The organism is Enterobacter sp. SM3, assembly GCF_009811935.2.
Classification (GTDB): Bacteria; Pseudomonadota; Gammaproteobacteria; order Enterobacterales; family Enterobacteriaceae; genus Enterobacter; species Enterobacter asburiae_D.
The window spans coordinates 1146602-1164065 of record NZ_CP099971.1 but is presented as its reverse complement, the minus strand read 5'-3'; the positions used below and the strand labels follow the sequence as shown (position 1 = coordinate 1164065).

The 17464-nt window shown below is 58.0% G+C and carries 19 protein-coding genes; 12 read left to right on the top strand and 7 right to left on the bottom strand.

Annotation, left to right across the window (positions count from 1 at the left end):
• The first annotated feature begins 22 nt into the window (after positions 1–22).
• A complete protein-coding gene (locus GVO84_RS05350; RefSeq protein WP_159513592.1) occupies positions 23–544 on the top strand; it encodes a metal-dependent hydrolase in 522 nt (173 codons plus the stop codon).
• 92 nt (positions 545–636) lie between these two features.
• On the opposite strand, the gene cysS is transcribed toward GVO84_RS05350, so the two are convergent.
• Complete coding sequence (cysS, locus tag GVO84_RS05345) at positions 637–2022, bottom strand: cysteine--tRNA ligase (RefSeq protein WP_159513591.1); 1386 nt, start codon at positions 2020–2022, stop codon at positions 637–639.
• A 174-nt stretch (positions 2023–2196) separates the two neighbouring features.
• Here cysS and ppiB point away from each other — a divergent pair, with 174 nt between their 5' ends.
• From ppiB to mnmH, 5 genes are all read left to right on the top strand, one after another.
• Positions 2197–2691, top strand: a complete 495-nt coding sequence (gene ppiB / locus GVO84_RS05340; RefSeq protein ID WP_023334762.1) for a peptidylprolyl isomerase B — start codon at positions 2197–2199, stop codon at positions 2689–2691.
• A gap of 3 nt (positions 2692–2694) precedes the next feature.
• The gene (gene lpxH / locus GVO84_RS05335) at positions 2695–3417 is read left to right on the top strand and encodes a UDP-2,3-diacylglucosamine diphosphatase (RefSeq protein ID WP_121425663.1); all 723 of its coding nucleotides are present in this window, start codon (positions 2695–2697) and stop codon (positions 3415–3417) included.
• A gap of 119 nt (positions 3418–3536) precedes the next feature.
• Complete coding sequence (gene purE / locus GVO84_RS05330) at positions 3537–4046, top strand: 5-(carboxyamino)imidazole ribonucleotide mutase (protein ID WP_159513590.1); 510 nt, start codon at positions 3537–3539, stop codon at positions 4044–4046.
• On the top strand, positions 4043–5110 hold the full coding sequence (gene purK, locus GVO84_RS05325; protein WP_159513589.1) for a 5-(carboxyamino)imidazole ribonucleotide synthase: 1068 nt from the start codon (positions 4043–4045) through the stop codon (positions 5108–5110). Before purE ends, purK begins: the two co-directional genes overlap by 4 nt.
• 84 nt (positions 5111–5194) lie before the next feature.
• On the top strand, positions 5195–6265 hold the full coding sequence (mnmH, locus tag GVO84_RS05320; RefSeq protein WP_159513588.1) for a tRNA 2-selenouridine(34) synthase MnmH: 1071 nt from the start codon (positions 5195–5197) through the stop codon (positions 6263–6265).
• A gap of 87 nt (positions 6266–6352) precedes the next feature.
• Here mnmH and GVO84_RS05315 read toward each other — a convergent pair whose 3' ends face one another.
• The 3 genes from GVO84_RS05315 to ybbA form a co-directional block, all read right to left on the bottom strand.
• The gene (locus GVO84_RS05315; protein ID WP_121425555.1) at positions 6353–7498 is read right to left on the bottom strand and encodes a porin; all 1146 of its coding nucleotides are present in this window, start codon (positions 7496–7498) and stop codon (positions 6353–6355) included.
• A 183-nt stretch (positions 7499–7681) separates the two neighbouring features.
• The gene (gene ybbP, locus GVO84_RS05310; RefSeq protein WP_159513587.1) at positions 7682–10096 is read right to left on the bottom strand and encodes a putative ABC transporter permease subunit YbbP; all 2415 of its coding nucleotides are present in this window, start codon (positions 10094–10096) and stop codon (positions 7682–7684) included.
• Complete coding sequence (gene ybbA / locus GVO84_RS05305) at positions 10093–10779, bottom strand: putative ABC transporter ATP-binding protein YbbA (protein WP_032642011.1); 687 nt, start codon at positions 10777–10779, stop codon at positions 10093–10095. Before ybbA ends, ybbP begins: the two co-directional genes overlap by 4 nt.
• Between ybbA and tesA the strand changes: the two genes are divergently transcribed.
• The 3 genes from tesA to GVO84_RS05290 are packed head-to-tail and all read left to right on the top strand — an operon-like array spanning position 10750 to position 13085.
• Positions 10750–11373, top strand: coding sequence for a multifunctional acyl-CoA thioesterase I/protease I/lysophospholipase L1 (gene tesA, locus GVO84_RS05300; protein WP_047650472.1), 624 nt, complete (start codon positions 10750–10752; stop codon positions 11371–11373). The two genes, ybbA and tesA, sit on opposite strands and share 30 nt — an antisense overlap.
• A 28-nt stretch (positions 11374–11401) precedes the next feature.
• Positions 11402–12172: an SDR family oxidoreductase gene (locus tag GVO84_RS05295; RefSeq protein WP_159513586.1), complete on the top strand. Its 771-nt coding sequence runs from the start codon at positions 11402–11404 to the stop codon at positions 12170–12172.
• A 58-nt stretch (positions 12173–12230) separates the two neighbouring features.
• Positions 12231–13085 (top strand): co-chaperone YbbN, encoded by an 855-nt coding sequence (locus tag GVO84_RS05290; protein WP_024906867.1) that lies wholly within the window; start codon positions 12231–12233, stop codon positions 13083–13085.
• An 86-nt stretch (positions 13086–13171) separates the two neighbouring features.
• Here GVO84_RS05290 and fetB read toward each other — a convergent pair whose 3' ends face one another.
• Together fetB and fetA are read right to left on the bottom strand one after the other, a co-directional pair.
• On the bottom strand, positions 13172–13954 hold the full coding sequence (gene fetB / locus GVO84_RS05285; protein ID WP_159513585.1) for an iron efflux ABC transporter permease subunit FetB: 783 nt from the start codon (positions 13952–13954) through the stop codon (positions 13172–13174).
• On the bottom strand, positions 13947–14618 hold the full coding sequence (fetA, locus tag GVO84_RS05280) for an iron efflux ABC transporter ATP-binding subunit FetA (protein ID WP_159513584.1): 672 nt from the start codon (positions 14616–14618) through the stop codon (positions 13947–13949). The genes fetB and fetA overlap by 8 nt, the downstream gene beginning before the upstream one ends.
• A gap of 143 nt (positions 14619–14761) precedes the next feature.
• Between fetA and GVO84_RS05275 the strand changes: the two genes are divergently transcribed.
• Genes GVO84_RS05275 through GVO84_RS05265 form a run of 3 tightly spaced genes read left to right on the top strand, consistent with a single transcriptional unit; the run spans position 14762 to position 17020 of the window.
• Positions 14762–15613, top strand: a complete 852-nt coding sequence (locus tag GVO84_RS05275; protein ID WP_121425560.1) for a hypothetical protein — start codon at positions 14762–14764, stop codon at positions 15611–15613.
• 43 nt (positions 15614–15656) lie between these two features.
• Complete coding sequence (locus GVO84_RS05270) at positions 15657–16571, top strand: SPFH domain-containing protein (protein ID WP_032661456.1); 915 nt, start codon at positions 15657–15659, stop codon at positions 16569–16571.
• Positions 16568–17020, top strand: a complete 453-nt coding sequence (locus GVO84_RS05265) for an NfeD family protein (protein WP_121425561.1) — start codon at positions 16568–16570, stop codon at positions 17018–17020. Before GVO84_RS05270 ends, GVO84_RS05265 begins: the two co-directional genes overlap by 4 nt.
• On the opposite strand, the gene cueR is transcribed toward GVO84_RS05265, so the two are convergent.
• Positions 17017–17427: a Cu(I)-responsive transcriptional regulator gene (cueR, locus tag GVO84_RS05260; RefSeq protein ID WP_032661458.1), complete on the bottom strand. Its 411-nt coding sequence runs from the start codon at positions 17425–17427 to the stop codon at positions 17017–17019. The genes GVO84_RS05265 and cueR overlap by 4 nt on opposite strands.
• Between the last annotated feature and the right edge of the window lie 37 nt (positions 17428–17464).

The window sequence follows — 17464 nt, the reverse complement described above, 5'->3', positions numbered from 1 at the left end:
TGATTTACCATGGATAATCGTAATGCCTACCGTTATTACCCACGCTGCCGTTCCGCTTTGTCTGGGCTTAGGCCTGGGAACCAAAGTGATTCCTCCCCGCCTGCTGTTTGCCGGAATTGTCCTCGCCATGCTGCCGGATGCCGACGTGCTGGCGTTTAAATTCGGCGTCGCGTACGGCAATGTTTTCGGCCATCGCGGCTTTACCCACTCCCTGCTGTTCGCCTTTGTGGTGCCGATACTGTGTGTGCTGATCGGCCGACGATGGTTCCGGGTCAGCCTGACGCGGTGCTGGCTGTTTTTAACGGTGTCATTGCTGTCGCACAGCCTGCTGGATTCGATTACCACGGGCGGGAAAGGCGTCGGCTGGCTGTGGCCATGGTCAGATGAACGCTTCTTTGCGCCGTGGCAGGTCATTAAGGTCGCGCCGTTTGCGCTGTCGCGCTATACCACGCCGTACGGGCATCAGGTGATCGTTTCAGAACTGCTGTGGGTGTGGCTACCGGGGGTAGTGCTGATGGGGTTGCTGTGGTGGAGGCGGAGGTAAAAGCAAAACGGCAACTCAAGTTGCCGTTTTTAGTGTTTGCACCCTCTCCCTGTGGGAGAGGGCTGGGGTGAGGGCATCAGCGCGCACTGGACCTACTTACGGCGCCAGGTCGTTCCCTGCGGGCCGTCTTCCAGAATGATGCCCATCTCGGTCAGACGGTTACGCGCCGCATCTGCTGCCGCCCAGTCTTTCGCCTGACGCGCTTCCAGACGCGCGTTGATCAACGCTTCAATTTCCGCCACTTCACCGTCGTCCGCCTGCGCACCACTCTGCAGGAACACGTCCGGATCCTGCTCCAGCAGGCCAAGCACGGAGGAGATCTTACGCAGATGGGACGCCAGCGCATTCGCCGCGGCCATATCTTCTGACTTCAGGCGGTTCACTTCGCGCGCCATGTCGAACAGCACGGAGTAGGCTTCCGGGGTGTTGAAGTCGTCGTTCATCACCTCAACAAAGCGTGCTTCGAACGCTTCGCCGCCCGCAGCAGGAACAGACCTGTCGGTCCCGCGCAGCGCGGTGTACAGACGCTCCAACGCCGAGCGCGCCTGTTTCAGGTTCTCTTCGCTGTAGTTCAGCTGGCTGCGATAGTGGCCGGACATCAGGAAGTAGCGCACGGTTTCCGCGTCGTAATACTTCAGCACGTCGCGCACGGTGAAGAAGTTACCCAGCGATTTAGACATCTTCTCGCGGTCAACCATTACCATCCCGGAGTGCATCCAGTAGTTAACATACTCGCCGCCGTGGGCGCAGGTGGACTGCGCGATTTCGTTTTCGTGGTGCGGGAACATCAGGTCCGAACCGCCGCCGTGAATGTCGAAGTGCTGGCCAAGCTGCTTGCAGTTCATCGCGGAACATTCAATGTGCCAACCCGGGCGGCCTTCGCCCCACGGGGATGGCCAGCTTGGTTCGCCCTCTTTGGACATTTTCCACAGCACGAAGTCCATCGGGTTACGCTTCACGTCAACCACGTCAACGCGCGCGCCGGCCTGGAGCTGGTCCAGATCCTGACGGGAAAGCGAACCGTAGGTTGGGTCCGTCGGCACCGAGAACATCACGTCACCGTTGTCGGCAACGTAGGCGTGACCGCGTGCGATCAGCTTTTCGGTGATCTCGATGATTTCGTGAATATGGTGGGTCGCGCGCGGCTCGCTGTCCGGGCGCTGAATATTCAGGGCGTCGAAATCTTTGTGCATCTCGACGATCATACGATCGACCAGCGCAACGAAGCTTTCGCCGTTCTCATTAGCGCGCTTGATGATTTTGTCGTCGATGTCGGTGATATTACGCACGTATTTCAGGGTATAGCCCAGAAAACGCAGGTAGCGGGACACCACGTCAAAAGCGACAAAGGTACGGCCATGGCCAATGTGACAGAGATCGTAAACCGTAATACCACACACGTACATGCCGACTTCCCCGGCATGGATAGGTTTAAATTCCTCTTTTTGGCGCGTCATTGTATTAAAGATTTTTAACATCGAAGATTCCATGTAAACACGTGTGTGGTTGAAAACCGGCTATTCTACCCGTAATTCAAACCCGAAGCAGCACACAATGCAAGGTGATCGCATCCTGTGGTTATGCTATAACAAGCCCCTATAGATGACCCGAACGCGGGTCGACGTACCACAATAACGGAACAGGATGCAAAAATGGTTACTTTCCACACTAATCATGGCGATATCGTAATCAAAACCTTTGATGACAAAGCGCCTGAAACAGTTAAAAACTTCCTGGACTACTGCCGCGAAGGTTTCTACAACAACACCATTTTCCACCGCGTGATCAACGGTTTTATGATCCAGGGCGGCGGTTTCGAACCTGGCATGAACCAGAAAGCCACCAAAGAAGCGATCAAAAACGAAGCGAACAACGGCCTGAAAAACACCCGCGGCACGCTGGCGATGGCGCGTACTCAGGCACCTCACTCTGCAACCGCGCAGTTCTTCATCAACGTGGCTGACAATGACTTCCTGAACTTCTCCGGTGAAAGCCTGCAGGGTTGGGGCTACTGCGTATTCGCAGAAGTGGTTGAAGGTATGGACGTGGTTGACAAGATCAAAGCCGTCTCTACTGGCCGCAGCGGTATGCACCAGGACGTTCCTAAAGAAGACGTTGTGATTACAAGCGTGACCGTCAGCGAGTAATTGGTGGCGACACTCTTTATTGCGGATCTGCATCTGCAAACGGAAGAACCGGCGATAACCGCCGGTTTTCTGCGTTTTTTACGCGGTGAAGCGAAAAGCGCCGATGCGCTGTACATCCTGGGCGACCTCTTTGAAGCCTGGATTGGCGACGACGACCCTAACCCGCTGCACCGTGAAATGGCCGCCGCCGTTCACGCGCTGGTAGATTCCGGCGTCCCCTGCTACTTCATTCACGGCAACCGTGATTTCCTGATCGGCAAGCGCTACGCCCGCGAAAGCGGCATGACGCTGCTGCCGGAAGAGCAGGTGCTCGACCTCTATGGCCGCAAGGTCCTGATCATGCACGGCGACACGCTTTGCACCGACGATACCGGCTACCTGGCGTTTCGCGCCAAAGTCCACACCCCGTGGATCCAAAAGGCGTTCCTTGCACTGCCGCTGTTTATCCGCAACCGCATCGCCGCCAGAATGCGCGCGGGTAGTAAAGCCGCCAACAGCAGCAAATCCATGACCATCATGGACGTGAACCCGCAGGCCGTGGTGAGCGTGATGGAGAAGCATGGCGTCCAGTGGTTGATCCACGGTCATACCCATCGTCCCGATGTCCATACGCTGGTGGCCAACGGTGAGCCCGCCCATCGCGTGGTATTGGGTGCCTGGCACACTGAGGGATCGATGGTCAAAGTCACCCCAGAAGGTGTCGAACTGATCGCGTTTCCGTTTTAACCTTTTCTCGTCGTTTCGCTTATTTCTCAGCCACGCAACCGTTTTCCTTGCCCGTATTACATGCTATTCTCTGTGCCCTCGAAAGCAGTGTGTTTCGCACCACAGGAGTTTTAAGACGCATGTCTTCCCGCAATAATCCGGCGCGTGTCGCCATCGTGATGGGGTCCAAAAGCGACTGGGCTACCATGCAGTTCGCCGCCGAAATCTTTGAAATCCTGAATGTTCCGCACCACGTTGAAGTGGTCTCCGCGCACCGTACACCGGACAAACTGTTCAGCTTCGCCGAAAGCGCCGAAGAGAACGGTTATGAGGTGATCATTGCCGGCGCGGGCGGCGCAGCACATCTGCCGGGCATGATTGCCGCCAAAACCCTGGTGCCGGTTCTGGGCGTCCCGGTACAAAGCGCCGCGTTAAGCGGTGTGGATAGCCTCTACTCCATCGTCCAGATGCCACGCGGTATTCCTGTCGGCACGCTGGCGATTGGTAAAGCGGGTGCGGCGAACGCAGCCCTGCTGGCAGCGCAAATTCTTGCGACGCACGATAAAGCATTGCATCAGCGCCTGGCGGACTGGCGTAAAGCCCAGACTAACGAAGTGCTGGACAATCCGGACCCGCGGGGTGCGGCATGAAGCAGGTTTGCGTCCTCGGTAACGGCCAGCTAGGCCGCATGCTGCGTCAGGCCGGTGAGCCGCTGGGTATTGCCGTCTGGCCCGTCGGGCTGGATGCTGAACCGGAAGCGGTGCCGTTCCACCAGAGCGTGATCACCGCCGAGATCGAACGCTGGCCGGAAACCGCGCTGACCCGCGAGCTGGCGCGTCATAACGCCTTCGTTAACCGCGACGTGTTCCCGATCATCGCCGACCGTCTGACGCAAAAGCAGCTTTTCGACAAGCTCGGTCTGCCGACCGCACCCTGGCAGCTTTTATCCGATAAAAGCGAGTGGAATGACGTTTTCGCGATGCTGGGCGAGCTGGCAATCGTGAAGCGCCGCGTGGGCGGCTACGACGGCCGCGGGCAGTGGCGTTTGCGTGCAGAAGAAACGGCAGAACTGCCGGACGACTGCTACGGCGAATGCATCGTTGAGCAGGGCATCAACTTTAGCGGCGAAGTGTCGCTGGTTGGCGCGCGCGGGCACGACGGGCATACCGTCTTTTATCCGCTGACGCATAACCTGCACCAGGACGGCATTCTGCGCACCAGCGTCGCCTTCCCGCACGCCAATGCTGACCAGCAGGCGCAGGCGGAAGAGATGCTCTCTGCCATCATGCACGAACTGGGCTATGTGGGCGTCATGGCGATGGAGTGCTTTATCACCCCGTCCGGCCTGCTGATCAACGAACTTGCGCCGCGCGTGCACAACAGCGGCCACTGGACGCAAAACGGCGCGTCCATCAGCCAGTTCGAACTGCACCTGCGCGCGATCACCGACCTGCCGCTGCCGCAGCCGGTGGTGGACAGCCCGTCGGTGATGATCAACCTGATCGGCACCGATCTGAACTACGACTGGCTGAAGCTGCCGCTGGTGCATCTGCACTGGTATGACAAAGAGGTTCGCGCGGGTCGTAAGGTCGGTCACCTTAACCTGAACGACACCGATACCGATCGTCTGAGCGCCACCCTGGAAGCGATGATCCCTCTCCTGCCGCCGGAATACGCGAGCGGTATTGTCTGGGCACAGTCAAAGCTCAAGTAAGACATCTGCGCCGGGGAGTTGACCTTCCCCTTCCCCGGCGTACAATCCCCGCCCATTGCTGCTGAGTTTTCTTCTGGAATAACCATGAACGATGGAACGGACTATCGCGCGATCCTCGCGTCTGATACCCCTTTAATCGACGTTCGCGCGCCGATCGAATTTGCCCAGGGCGCGATGCCTGCGGCGGTTAACCTGCCCTTAATGAACGACGACGAACGTGCCGCTATTGGTACCTGCTATAAACGCCAGGGGCCCGACGCGGCGCTGGCGCTCGGCCACAGACTGGTGAGCGGCGAGACGCGTGAGGCACGCCTCAACGCCTGGCGCGAAGCGAGCCTTGCGCACCCGGAGGGCTATCTTTGCTGCGCGCGCGGCGGCCAGCGCTCGCATATCTCACAGGCCTGGCTTAAAGAGGCGGGTGTCGACTACCCGCTGATCCGCGGCGGCTATAAGGCCCTGCGTCAGACGGCGATTCAGGTGACGATCGAGCAGTCGCAAAAGCCGATGGTGCTTATCGGCGGCTGCACCGGAAACGGTAAAACCCTGCTGGTGAAGCAGCACGCGCAGGGCATCGATCTGGAAGGGCTGGCGCACCACCGCGGTTCGTCGTTTGGCCGCACGCTGACGCCGCAGCTTTCCCAGGCCAGCTTTGAAAATCACCTTGCGGTTGAGCTATTGAAAAAAGACGCCGCGCGCTGGGTGCTGGAAGATGAAGGCCGGATGATTGGCTCCAACCACCTGCCGGAGTGCCTGCGCGACCGCATGGTTGAAGCCCCTATCGTTGTCGTCGAAGACCCGTTTGACGTCCGCCTTGAGCGCCTGCGCGAAGAGTATTTCGACCATATGTGGGCGGACTTTTCTGCTGCCTACGGCGAGGAAGCGGGCTGGAAAGAGTACAGTGAGTACCTGCATCACGGCCTGTTCGCCATTCGCCGCCGTCTGGGGCTGCAGCGATATGCAGAATTCACCGCGCTGTTAGATTCCGCGCTGCTGGAACAGCAGCGTTCTGGCAGCACTGACGCGCACTTTAGCTGGCTTGCACCGCTGCTGAAGGACTATTACGACCCGATGTACGGCTATCAGCTGGCGAAAAAGGCGGAGAAGATTGTGTATCGCGGAACGTTCGCAGACATTGCCGAGTGGCTTGATCGCTGAAAAAAACCGGGTGGCGGCTGCGCCTTACCCGGCCTACGCGTGCTTTTGTAGCCCCGGTAAGCGCAGCGCCACCGGGGAACAGACGGCTTAGAAGTCGTAACGCAGACGCACCAGGTTCATGTCGCCCAGGTTGTCGGTGCTGGAGGTGAACACGTGTTCGTAATCCACGCGGAAACCGTAATCCAGCTGGAAGCTGATACCCACGCCGTTGTCGATGCGCTGGTAGTTGCGGCCGTTCACGTACTCAATGCGGTCGCCCATGAAGTAAGGCTGGATGGATTTAACCGCGTACTGGCCGATTGGGAATTTGTAGCCCGCAAAGTATTCAATACCCCATGCATCACCGGCGAAGTAGTCGTTAACCGACACTTTTTTGGTGGTCAGGAAGTTCTGGTACCAGCCGCCGCCCGCGGAGAAGGTCCAGTTGTCCGGCGTCCAGCTCAGCGCGGTACCGAGGATGTTCTGGTCGTAGGTTTTGCTGTCGCCGTTGTCCGGGTTACGCATATCCGCACGGGTGTAGTTCCACGCGGCGCCCCAGGTCAGATCGGTGGTCAGGTGGTAATCCAGACCCAGTGAACCGCCGCCTTTACGCTTGTAGCGCAGGCCGTTGCCCGGCAGGTATTCGCTGTCTTCAAACAGGTAGGATGCATAAATGTCAGCATCGCCCACGGTTTTCTTATATTTCAGCATCTGGCGTGAACGATAAGAACCGTCGTAATCGCCGTTGATCCCGTTACCTGGCGCCTGACCAATCATGTCGTAGTCCCAGATATCGGTTTTCACGCCAACCACATCATAGTAAACGCTGTTCTGTTGACCGAAGGTCAGCGTACCCCAGGTGTCGCTCTTCAGACCGGTGTAGAGCATACGACGCGTGGTGTCGTGTGCGCCGTCGGCGTAGTGGTGATCCCAGTTGAACTGCGCAGGAATATTGACACCCAGCTCGTAGTAGCTGATCCAGCTGATGTCATCAAACAGGTAGTAATCAGCCGCGAAACGGAAACGGGTGCCGCCGTCAAAGCCGTTACGCTTGTAGCTGTTTTTACCGTCGTCGCCGGTCATGTTCTGGAACTGAGGACGAATACTGCCGCCAACGGTGAAGTTCAGGCGGCTCAGCGGGTTACCCGCCTGAGGATCCTGCTTAAGAACGGTGATTTCCGCCTGAGAAGCGAAGGTAGTCAATGCCACTGCCGCGCCGATCGTTGCCGCCAGCGCTGATTTTTTTATAGTCATTATTTTTCCTTAATAGACACGCTGCTAAATATTTAGCGGGTGAATATTAACTGGAAATAATCGGGCTGTGTGTTCGGGTTTTTAATGTTTTGTGCTACTAAATGAGTGGGTATTATCACTTTGTGCTATTTAAACACTGCGCACCGGCATTAAAAACCGGTGCGCAACTATCACTTCGCTAAATCAACTCGCAAACTGACGGAACAGGGCTTTCCCCTTTAACAGCCGCGTGCCGAGCCAGCCTCCGCAGAGAGAAAGCAGCACCGCGCCACAGAGAGGCAGGATCAACCAGAGGCGCCAGTCAGGCTCCCACGGGAAGTCAAAGACCTTTGTCTGCAGCACCGCCAGCGCCGTCTCTGCGCCAATGGCCGCCACCAGACCCGCCACCAGCCCCAGCAGCGCAAACTCGCTCCAGAGCGTCATCCGCAGCAGCCGCTTTCCGGCCCCCAGCGTGCGGTAAACCACCAGCTCCTGATGGCGCTGGCGCATGCCCACCTGCACCTGGGCCAGCAGCAACAGCACGCCGCAGATCGTCACCAGCACCACCATCACCTCCAGCGCGCGGCTCACCTGCTCCAGAACCTGCCCGACCTGCTTCAGGATCGCCCCAATATCCAGCAGGCTAACCGTTGGAAACTCCCGGTTGAGCTGGGTCAGCATGCCGTTGCCGTTCTCCCAGCGGAAGCTGGTCAGCCAGCTCTGCGGCTGACCGTCCAGCGCGCCTGGCGGGAAAATAAAGAAGAAGTTTGGCCGCAGGCTTTCCCAGTCCACTTTACGCAGGCTGGTGACTTTCGCGGTGAAATCCTGGGTATCGCCGGTAAAGGTCACGCTGTCCCCGAGCTTCACGTTCAGGCGCGTCGCCAGCCCTTCCTCCATCGACACTTCCCCCGCTTTTGGCGGCCAGATACCGGCGGTTATCGGGTTGTGGTCAGGGCGTTTCTCCTGCCAGGTCAGGTTCAGCTCGCGGTTCAGCGACTCGTCCTTGTTCCCCTCCGTTGGCTGACCGTTGATCTGCGTCAGACGCGCGCGAACGATGGGATAGAACGACTCAGGGATAATGTGATGCTCCGACAGGAAGCCCTTCAGCGGCGTGACCTGTTCTTGGGCAATGTTGATCAGGAAATAGTTCGGGCTTTCCGGCGGAAGCTGCTGCTGCCAGCGATCGAGCAGATCCCCGCGCAGCACTAAAAGCAGCGCCAGCAGCATAAACGACAGCGAGAAGGCCGACAGCTGGCTGAGCGTTGACCACGGCTGATGCAGCAGGCGGTTGACCGCCAGACGCACGGGCAGGGATTTTACCGTCAGCCTCTTCAGGACGTTGAGCAGTATCCAGCCCAGCACACCGCACAGCAGCGCCAGCACCACCGCCCCGGCCAGTACCGCCCACAGCAGCGTGCTGCCCCCCATCAGCCACGCCAGAAGCCCCACCGCCACTGCAATAATCACCGGAAGGTAGAACTTCAGCGGCCAGACGTTCGCCACTACATCGTTGCGGAGCACGCGCAGCGGCTGCGTTGCGAGCAGCAGGCGGTAGGGTCGTAGCCCCACCAGCACCGAGATCACCGTCATCGCGCCGATTGCCCACAGCCACGGCCAGAGGCTGGCGGGCGGCAATGCGGCCGGGAGCACCGGTTTCAGCATCACCATCAGCAGTTTTTCAAACAGCAGCCCCATTATTCCGCCAGTAATCGCGGAGAGGACCAGCAGCATCAGCCACTGGCCGACGATCAGCTTGCGCAGCTGCGCCCTGCCCGCCCCCAGGGTTTTGAGGATCGCCACCAGGTCGTAACGGCTGCGGCAGTAGTGCCCCATCGCCACGGCCACCGCCGCCACCGCCAGCAGCAGGGTCAACAATGCCGACAGCAGCAGGAACTGCTGAGAACGCTCGAGAGATTTACCCAGCGCCCCTTCGTCCTGCTCCAGCCCGTACCAGCGGTGTTCCGGTTTTAACTGCGGCAGAAGCCATTTTTCATACGCGTCAAGCTGGGCAGGCGTGCCGCCAAACTTGTAGCGCCAGGTGACGCGGCTGCCCGGCTGAACGGCATGGGTTGCCGCAACATCCGCGGTGTTCATCAGCAGGCGGGGTGCAAGCTGGAAGGGATTAAAGCCGGAGTCGGGCTCCTGCACCACTTCCCCGGCGATTTTCAGCGTGGCGTCACCGACGTCGATACTGTCGCCGGGTTTGAGGTTCAGAAGCGCCATCAGACGTGATGCCAGCAGCACCGTACCAGGCGTCGGCTTTAACCCCGGCGGGCTGGTTTGTAAGTCACCGTACATCGGGTAGATGTCATCCACGGCCTTCACGCTGGCAAGCTGCGGCGTGTCGCCCGCAAAGGTCATGGTCTGGAAGGTTATCTGCTCCCCCACCTTCAGCCCTTCTTTGCGCGCTTCGTCAATCCAGCCCGACGGTACCGGGCGGGAGCTTTGCAGCGTCCTGTCCCCCGCCATAAACTCCCGGCTTTGCTGGCTGAGCCCTTTTTCCATGCGGTCGCTGACGCTGCCGAGCGCCAGCACGCAGGCCACCGCCAGACTGAGCGCCAGCCAGACGATCAGCAGCGAGGGGGAACGCCACTCGCGCCAGAACCAGCGGGTAATCATGCCTCCTCCTGAAGAATACCGTTGACCAGCCGCAGGCGACGGTCGCAGCGGGCGGCGAGCTGAGGATCGTGGGTCACGAGGATCAGCGTGGTGCCGTGCTCGCGGTTGAGCGAAAACAGCAGGTCGGCAATCCTGTCTCCGGTTTTACGGTCAAGGTTACCGGTGGGCTCATCGGCAAACAGGACTTCGGGACGGCCGTTGAACGCCCGCGCCAGCGCCACGCGCTGCTGCTCGCCGCCGGAAAGCTGCGCGGGAAGATGGTCGAGACGTTTCCCCAGACCGAGCTGTTCCAGCAGCGCCTTCGCATGCGTGCGGCTTTCACGGCTGTTTTCACCGCGCAGCAGCGCCGGGAGTTCGACGTTTTCCAGCGCGTTCAGGGTCGGGATCAGCATGAAGGACTGGAAGACAAAACCAACGTGGCGCGCGCGCAGCGCGGCCCGCGCCTCTTCATCAAGCTGATGCAGCGGCTGCCCGACAAGGTGGACCTCGCCGCTGCTACCGTCGTCCAGACCGGCTAAAATCGCCAGCAGCGTGGACTTGCCGGAACCGGATTCGCCAATCAGCGCGATGGTTTCAGCGCGTTTGACAACGAGTTCAACTCCAGTAAGGATGGAAAGCTCGTGTTCCCCCTGACCGACGGACTTCTTAAGATGATGAACTTCAACACTGTTTTCCGCTGGCATTTGCCCTTCCTGTTTTTGATTCTGATGACCTTCCGCGCGGCGGCAGCGGACACGTTACTGGTTCTCGGCGACAGCCTGAGCGCAGGCTATCGCATGGCGGCCAGCGCGGCCTGGCCCGCCCTGCTCAATGACAAATGGCAGAGCAAAACCGCTGTAATCAACGCCAGCATCAGCGGTGATACCTCGCAGCAGGGCCTGTCGCGCCTGCCTGCGCTGCTCAAACAGCACCAGCCGCGCTGGGTGCTGGTGGAGCTTGGCGGTAATGATGGACTGCGCGGTTTCCAGCCTCAGCAAACCGAGCAAACGCTGCGCACCATTTTGCAGGACATCAAGGCGGCAAACGCTCAACCGCTGCTGATGCAAATTCGCCTGCCCGCCAACTACGGTCGTCGGTATAATGAGGCCTTTAGCGCGATCTACCCTAAGCTTGCCAAAGAGTTTGATATTCCGCTGCTGCCATTTTTCATGGAAGAGGTCTATCTCAAACCCCAGTGGATGCAAGACGACGGGATCCACCCCAATCGCGATGCGCAGCCGTTTATTGCCGACTGGATGGCAACGCGGCTGGCTCCTTTAGTTAAACATGACTCCTGATTAAGCGGAGATCCTGACAGGTAAAGTTATGCAAAAATCGGTCTTAATTACAGGATGTTCCAGTGGAATCGGTCTGGAAAGCGCGCTCGAACTGAAGCGCCAGGGGTTTCGGGTCCTGGCGGCCTGTCGTAAACCCGGCGATGTCGAACGCATGAACGGGCTGGGCTTTACCGGCGTACTGCTGGATATGGACTCGCCGAAGAGCGTTGAACGCGCCGCCGATGAAGTGATCGCGCTGACCGACAATCGTCTCTACGGGCTCTTTAACAATGCCGGCTACGGCGTATATGGCCCGCTGGATACGCTCTCCCGCGAAACGCTGGAGAAACAGTTTTCGACCAATTTCTTCGGCGTGCATCAGCTCACCATGCGTCTGCTCCCCGCGATGCTGCCCCACGGTGAAGGGCGCATCGTGATGACATCGTCAGTGATGGGGCTGATTTCCACCCCGGGCCGCGGCGCCTACGCCGCCAGCAAATATGCGCTGGAGGCCTGGTCCGACGCCCTGCGCATGGAGCTGCGCCACAGCGGCATTAAGGTCAGCCTGATTGAACCCGGCCCGATCCGCACCCGCTTTACCGAAAACGTGAACCAGACGCAGGCGGATAAACCGGTCGAGAACCCCGGCATTGCCGCACGTTTTACCCTCGGGCCAGAGGCGGTGGTAGCCAAAGTGCGCCATGCTTTTGAGAGCGAACATCCCAAAATGCGCTATCCGGTGACGCTGGTCACCCACGCCGTAGGCTGGTTAAAACGCCTGCTGCCGGGCCGAATGATGGACAAAATTTTACACGGTTGAGTTGAAGCGACGACGCGCATCCCCATGTAAAGAACAAACCGACAAAAGAGAAAGCCGCATGTCCGTACAGAATATCGTCAATATTACAGAAGCTAACCTGCAACAGACCCTTGAACAGTCGATGACCAAACCGGTGCTGTTCTACTTCTGGTCTGAACGCAGCCAACACTGCCTGCAGCTGACGCCGGTGCTGGAGAGCCTTGCCGCCCAGTACAACGGTCAGTTCATTCTCGCTAAGCTGGACTGCGACGCCGAGCCGATGGTGGCGTCCCAGTTTGGCCTGCGCGCCATTCCTACGGTCTATCTGTTCCAGAACGGTCAGCCTGTTGACGGCTTCCAGGGGCCGCAGCCGGAGGAGGCTATCCGCGCCCTGCTGGATAAAGTGCTGCCGCGCGAAGAAGAGCTGAAAGCGCAGGAAGGCATGGCGCTGATGCAGGAAGGCAAATACGACGAGGCGCTGCCGCTGCTCAAAGACGCGTGGCAGCTGTCGAATCAGAACAGCCAGATTGGCCTGCTGCTGGCGGAAACGCAGATCGCCCTGCACCGCTCAGAAGACGCGGAGGCCGTACTCAAAACGGTTCCGCTGCAGGATCAGGACACCCGCTATCAGGGGCTGGTCGCACAAATTGAGCTGCTGAAACAGGCCGCGGACACCCCGGAAATTCAGCAGCTGCAGCAGCAGGTCGCCGACAACCCGGCCGACGCCGCGCTGGCAAGCCAGCTGGCGCTGCAGCTGCACCAGGTGGGACGCAACGAAGAAGCGCTTGAGCTGCTGTTTAGCCATCTGCAAAAAGATCTGGCCGCCGCAGACGGTCAGGCGCGTAAGATGTTCCAGGAGATCCTGGCCGCGCTGGGCACCGGAGACGCGCTGGCGTCGAAGTATCGTCGTCAGCTGTACGCCCTGCTGTACTGACAAAAAAGCCCGGTGGCGGCTTCGCCTTACCGGGCCTATAAAAGCACGAATCGTAGGCCGGGCAAACGCAGTGCCGCCCGGCACAATCAGCGCACGTTTTTCAACTGCGTCACCACCAGCTGGTGGCGCGCGTTGTAGAACTTCCGATAGGTCAGGTAACAGGCAATAATGGTTGACAGGCTTGCTGTGGAAAGCAGCATAAACGTCACCATGATCTGATACTTAATCGCTTTTACCGGATCGATACCGGCAAAAATCAGCCCCGACATCATGCCCGGCAGGCTCACCAACCCCACCGTTTTGGCTGAATCTACCGTTGGGATCAGCGATGAGCGAATGCTCTCACGAATCAGCCGCGCCGAGGCTACCTTAGGCGTCGCCCCCAGGCTTAATTTCTCCTGCAGCTGCTGCTGTTCACTGCTGAAACGCTGGCCGAGATTGTTATAACACAGCCCAACGGCCACCATGGCGTTCCCCGCAATCATCCCGGAGATAGGGATAACCTGCATCGGCGTAAACGCAATCGAGCCGGAGAGCACCAGCACCGCCAGGGTGAGCGCTGTCCCGGTGGTAATGGCGATAAACGACGAGATAAACGCCTTATCAATGTATTTACTGCGCTTTTTCGCATTCCACGCCGCGTTGAAACAGATAAAGAGCACCATCAGCAGCGTCAGCACCGCGTGGTTGACGTTGAATATATACTTCAGCACATAGCCGACGATGATGAGCTGAACCACCGCGCGGCAGATACTCCACACAATATCTTTTTCCAGCCCCAGCTTTTCCCGGTAGCTGACTACAATCGCAATCAGCACCAGCACCATCGAAAACGCCAGTGATTCATTGGTAATGTTATGCTCACCCACGGTTTGCCTCCTGCATTTTCCCGCCGTGCGGCTGAAGCGTAATCACGTCATCCGCATGGGTAATTTCGTTAGCGTCGTGCGTCACCCACAGCACGGCAATATTCTGCTCCCGGGCGTAGCGATGAATAATCTCGTTGACGTTGCGCTTGTTGGCGTCATCAAGCGCGCTGGTAATTTCGTCCAGCAACAGCACCTTCGGTAAAAACTGCAGATTACGGATCAGCGAGACGCGCTGCTTTTCTCCCCCCGACAGCGCATTGATGGATTTGGTTAACGTCTCCTGCGCCAGGCCAAAGCGGGTCAGATCGCTGATAAATTTTTCCGGCTCCGGCGTTTTATTGCGGATTTGCCACGGGAAAATCAGGTTGTCATAAACTGTGTCGCCAAAAAGCGTGGGGGTTTGCACGCAGTAGGAGACCTGCTGGCGATAGCTTTCCGGGGACAGCGTTGCGATATCCTCTCCTTCAAACAGAATGGTTCCCTCCGTCGGGCTGAGGAGGGAAGCCACCATCTTCAGCAGCGTGCTTTTACCGCAGCCTGAGGGACCCGTGATGAGTTTAAACTCGCCCGGCGACAGGCTAAACCCGACGTGCTGAAGAATAGTATTTTCCCCGACACGAAATCCGATATCCCTGAGTTGTAATAGTTTTTTTTTATCGTTCATTACGCTTCCGTTAACCGCTTATTGTAAGAAACGCCTGTAGCATAATCCTTTCGCCTGCACAGAGCGAATAGCCTCACGCTTAAGCAAGTGTTAAACTTTTTGTTTGTTATTTGTCACCACCATCACTACAGGAAGTATGCGACATGGCACATATCTTTTATGAGTTTCCTTCCCTGAAGCCTGGTGTTCCTGATGTCGAAACATTAATGGAAGTCATCAAATCGTCGGAACTCACGCGTTTTGTGATTGGTGCAGAGGTGGTGGATTTTGTTAAGAAGGCGCTCATCGTGAACACCACGATCGGCAGTTTCAAAAACTGCTATTTCGCCTTCGACAACGGGACACACTTCCTTGAATTTGACGGCAAGGGAAAATCAAAACGCTTCAATGAGGTACCCGACTGGTTCGTCTCTCCGGCTGAATTTTCTCGTACCCAGTGGCTTATCAACCACGATCTTGCGGATGTGAAAGCCACCCGATTCATTGACGTGCTGATGTCCTACCCGCTGAAAGAGCGCCGCGCGCACTGTAATTTGCTATTCGGGCTGGAGCTGGAAAAGGTGAATGCGGTTCCGGCCTCAGCGTCAGCCGCAGGTAAAATCGGCAATAAGAACGGTAAAACCACCAAACCGCGCGTGACCGATCTGGGATCGTTTGAATTGTTCAGCCAGTTCTTTGCGCGCATGAAAACCGCCGTGCTGGCCGACGAGTTCCCTACCCTGCAGGTCCTGACGGGCATGGATAACCTGACAAAAGCGCCGCATAATTTAAAACAAGGCATCAGAACGTGGTTCAAAGCCATCGCGGGCGACCTTCCACCGAATAACAAACGCGTAGAAGCGGGGAATGCCGTTCTGTTCTGCGCCCCTATCCGCGAACAGATCCAGCGTATTGAAGCGTTGGGGCTGGAGAAGTACTACCAGGGATTATCCAAAGCCATTGCCGAAGCGGGTGATGGCTTCATCTCTGACTTTACCTATACTTACGAGCAATAAACACACACATCTCTCGTCACAGCATGCAAAACAGGAGGTTTTTATGCTTATCGTTGTTCCTGTCCTTATTTTTGTTGCGCTGGTTATTGTGGGCGCAGGCGTCAAAATTGTCCCTCAGGGTTATCAGTGGACCGTTGAGCGTTTCGGTCGATACACCAACACGCTCCAGCCGGGCTTAAGCCTGATTGTTCCGTTCATGGACAGAATCGGTCGCAAGATCAACATGATGGAACAGGTGCTGGACATTCCTTCTCAGGAGATCATCTCCAAGGATAACGCCAACGTCACCATCGACGCCGTCTGCTTTATTCAGGTGATTGATGCGCCGAAAGCGGCGTATGAGGTCAGCAACCTGGAGCTGGCGATCGTCAACCTGACGATGACCAACATCCGTACCGTGCTCGGCTCGATGGAGCTGGACGAGATGCTTTCCCAGCGCGACAGCATCAATACCCGCCTGCTGCATATTGTCGATGAGGCAACCAACCCGTGGGGGATCAAGGTCACTCGTATCGAGATCCGCGACGTGCGCCCACCGGCGGAGCTGATCGCTTCCATGAACGCCCAGATGAAGGCCGAGCGAACCAAGCGCGCCTACATTCTGGAAGCCGAAGGGGTGCGTCAGGCGGAGATCCTCAAAGCGGAAGGGGAAAAACAGTCGCAGATCCTGAAAGCGGAAGGCGATCGTCAATCCGCATTCTTACAGGCGGAAGCGCGTGAACGTTCGGCAGAAGCGGAAGCCCGTGCGACGCAGATGGTCTCCGAGGCGATTGCCGCCGGTGATATCCAGGCCGTGAACTACTTTGTCGCGCAAAAATATACCGATGCGCTGAAAGAGATCGGCTCCGCGAACAACAGCAAGGTGGTGATGATGCCGCTGGAGGCCAGCAGCCTGATGGGCTCTATCGCCGGTATTGCAGAGCTTATCAAAGACAGCGGAAACGAGCGTAAAAAATGATTGAGCTGATTGTTGCACATCCTCACGCCTTCTGGCTAAGCCTCGGTGGCTTATTGCTGGCGGCGGAGATGCTGGGCGGCAACGGCTACCTGCTCTGGAGCGGTGTTGCCGCCGTCATTACTGGCCTTCTGGTCTGGATCCTTCCGCTGGACTGGGCGTGGCAGGGCGCACTGTTTGCCGTGCTCACGCTGGTGGCAGCGTGGCTGTGGTGGCGCTGGCTAAACCGGCGGGTTAAGGAGCAGAAGCCGCTGGACGCGCACCTTAACCAGCGCGGACAGCAGATTGTCGGCAAGCGTTTTACGCTCGACACCGCGCTGGTGAACGGGCGCGGGCATATGCGCGTGGGCGACAGCTCGTGGCCGGTGGTCGCCGACGACGACCTCAGCGCCGGCACGCGGGTTGAGGTCATTGCGGTGGAAGGCATTACCCTGCGGGTGAAAGCCTGCTAAGCAGAAGCCTTACGATGACAGCAGCCGGCAAGATTGTCGATAATCGGGCAGTCGGCGCTGTCATCCCCCGGACAGGATTCCGCGAGCTGCAACAGCTGTTCGCGCATCGCCTGCAGCTCGATGATGTGGCGTTCGATCTCGGCCACTTTTTCCAGCGTGCGTTTTTTCACGTCGGCGCTATGACGCTTCGGATCGTTAAACAGGTTAACCAGCTCGCCACACTCTTCCAGATTAAAACCGACCTGCCTTGCCTGGCGCAGTAGCGTCAGCTCATCAATATGCAGTTTCGTATAGCTGCGGTAGCCGTTTTCGCTGCGCAGCGGCGGCGTTACCAGCCCCTTCTCTTCATAAAAGCGGATTGCCTTGCTGGTTAAGCCAGTTTTTTTTGCCACGTCACTGATATTCACATTTCCCCCTTGACCTTCCCCTTGATGGAAGGTTTAA

What these genes read in the sequence shown, in the direction of transcription:
- GVO84_RS05350 (WP_159513592.1), top strand. Translation starts at nt 23, where the DNA reads ATGCCTACCGTTATTACCCACGCTGCCGTTCCGCTTTGTCTGGGCTTA.
- cysS (WP_159513591.1), bottom strand. Translation starts at nt 2,022, where the DNA reads ATGTTAAAAATCTTTAATACAATGACGCGCCAAAAAGAGGAATTTAAA.
- ppiB (WP_023334762.1), top strand. Translation starts at nt 2,197, where the DNA reads ATGGTTACTTTCCACACTAATCATGGCGATATCGTAATCAAAACCTTT.
- purE (WP_159513590.1), top strand. Translation starts at nt 3,537, where the DNA reads ATGTCTTCCCGCAATAATCCGGCGCGTGTCGCCATCGTGATGGGGTCC.
- purK (WP_159513589.1), top strand. Translation starts at nt 4,043, where the DNA reads ATGAAGCAGGTTTGCGTCCTCGGTAACGGCCAGCTAGGCCGCATGCTG.
- mnmH (WP_159513588.1), top strand. Translation starts at nt 5,195, where the DNA reads ATGAACGATGGAACGGACTATCGCGCGATCCTCGCGTCTGATACCCCT.
- GVO84_RS05315 (WP_121425555.1), bottom strand. Translation starts at nt 7,498, where the DNA reads ATGACTATAAAAAAATCAGCGCTGGCGGCAACGATCGGCGCGGCAGTG.
- ybbP (WP_159513587.1), bottom strand. Translation starts at nt 10,096, where the DNA reads ATGATTACCCGCTGGTTCTGGCGCGAGTGGCGTTCCCCCTCGCTGCTG.
- tesA (WP_047650472.1), top strand. Translation starts at nt 10,750, where the DNA reads ATGAACTTCAACACTGTTTTCCGCTGGCATTTGCCCTTCCTGTTTTTG.
- ybbA (WP_032642011.1), bottom strand. Translation starts at nt 10,779, where the DNA reads ATGCCAGCGGAAAACAGTGTTGAAGTTCATCATCTTAAGAAGTCCGTC.
- GVO84_RS05295 (WP_159513586.1), top strand. Translation starts at nt 11,402, where the DNA reads ATGCAAAAATCGGTCTTAATTACAGGATGTTCCAGTGGAATCGGTCTG.
- GVO84_RS05290 (WP_024906867.1), top strand. Translation starts at nt 12,231, where the DNA reads ATGTCCGTACAGAATATCGTCAATATTACAGAAGCTAACCTGCAACAG.
- fetA (WP_159513584.1), bottom strand. Translation starts at nt 14,618, where the DNA reads ATGAACGATAAAAAAAAACTATTACAACTCAGGGATATCGGATTTCGT.
- GVO84_RS05275 (WP_121425560.1), top strand. Translation starts at nt 14,762, where the DNA reads ATGGCACATATCTTTTATGAGTTTCCTTCCCTGAAGCCTGGTGTTCCT.
- GVO84_RS05270 (WP_032661456.1), top strand. Translation starts at nt 15,657, where the DNA reads ATGCTTATCGTTGTTCCTGTCCTTATTTTTGTTGCGCTGGTTATTGTG.
- GVO84_RS05265 (WP_121425561.1), top strand. Translation starts at nt 16,568, where the DNA reads ATGATTGAGCTGATTGTTGCACATCCTCACGCCTTCTGGCTAAGCCTC.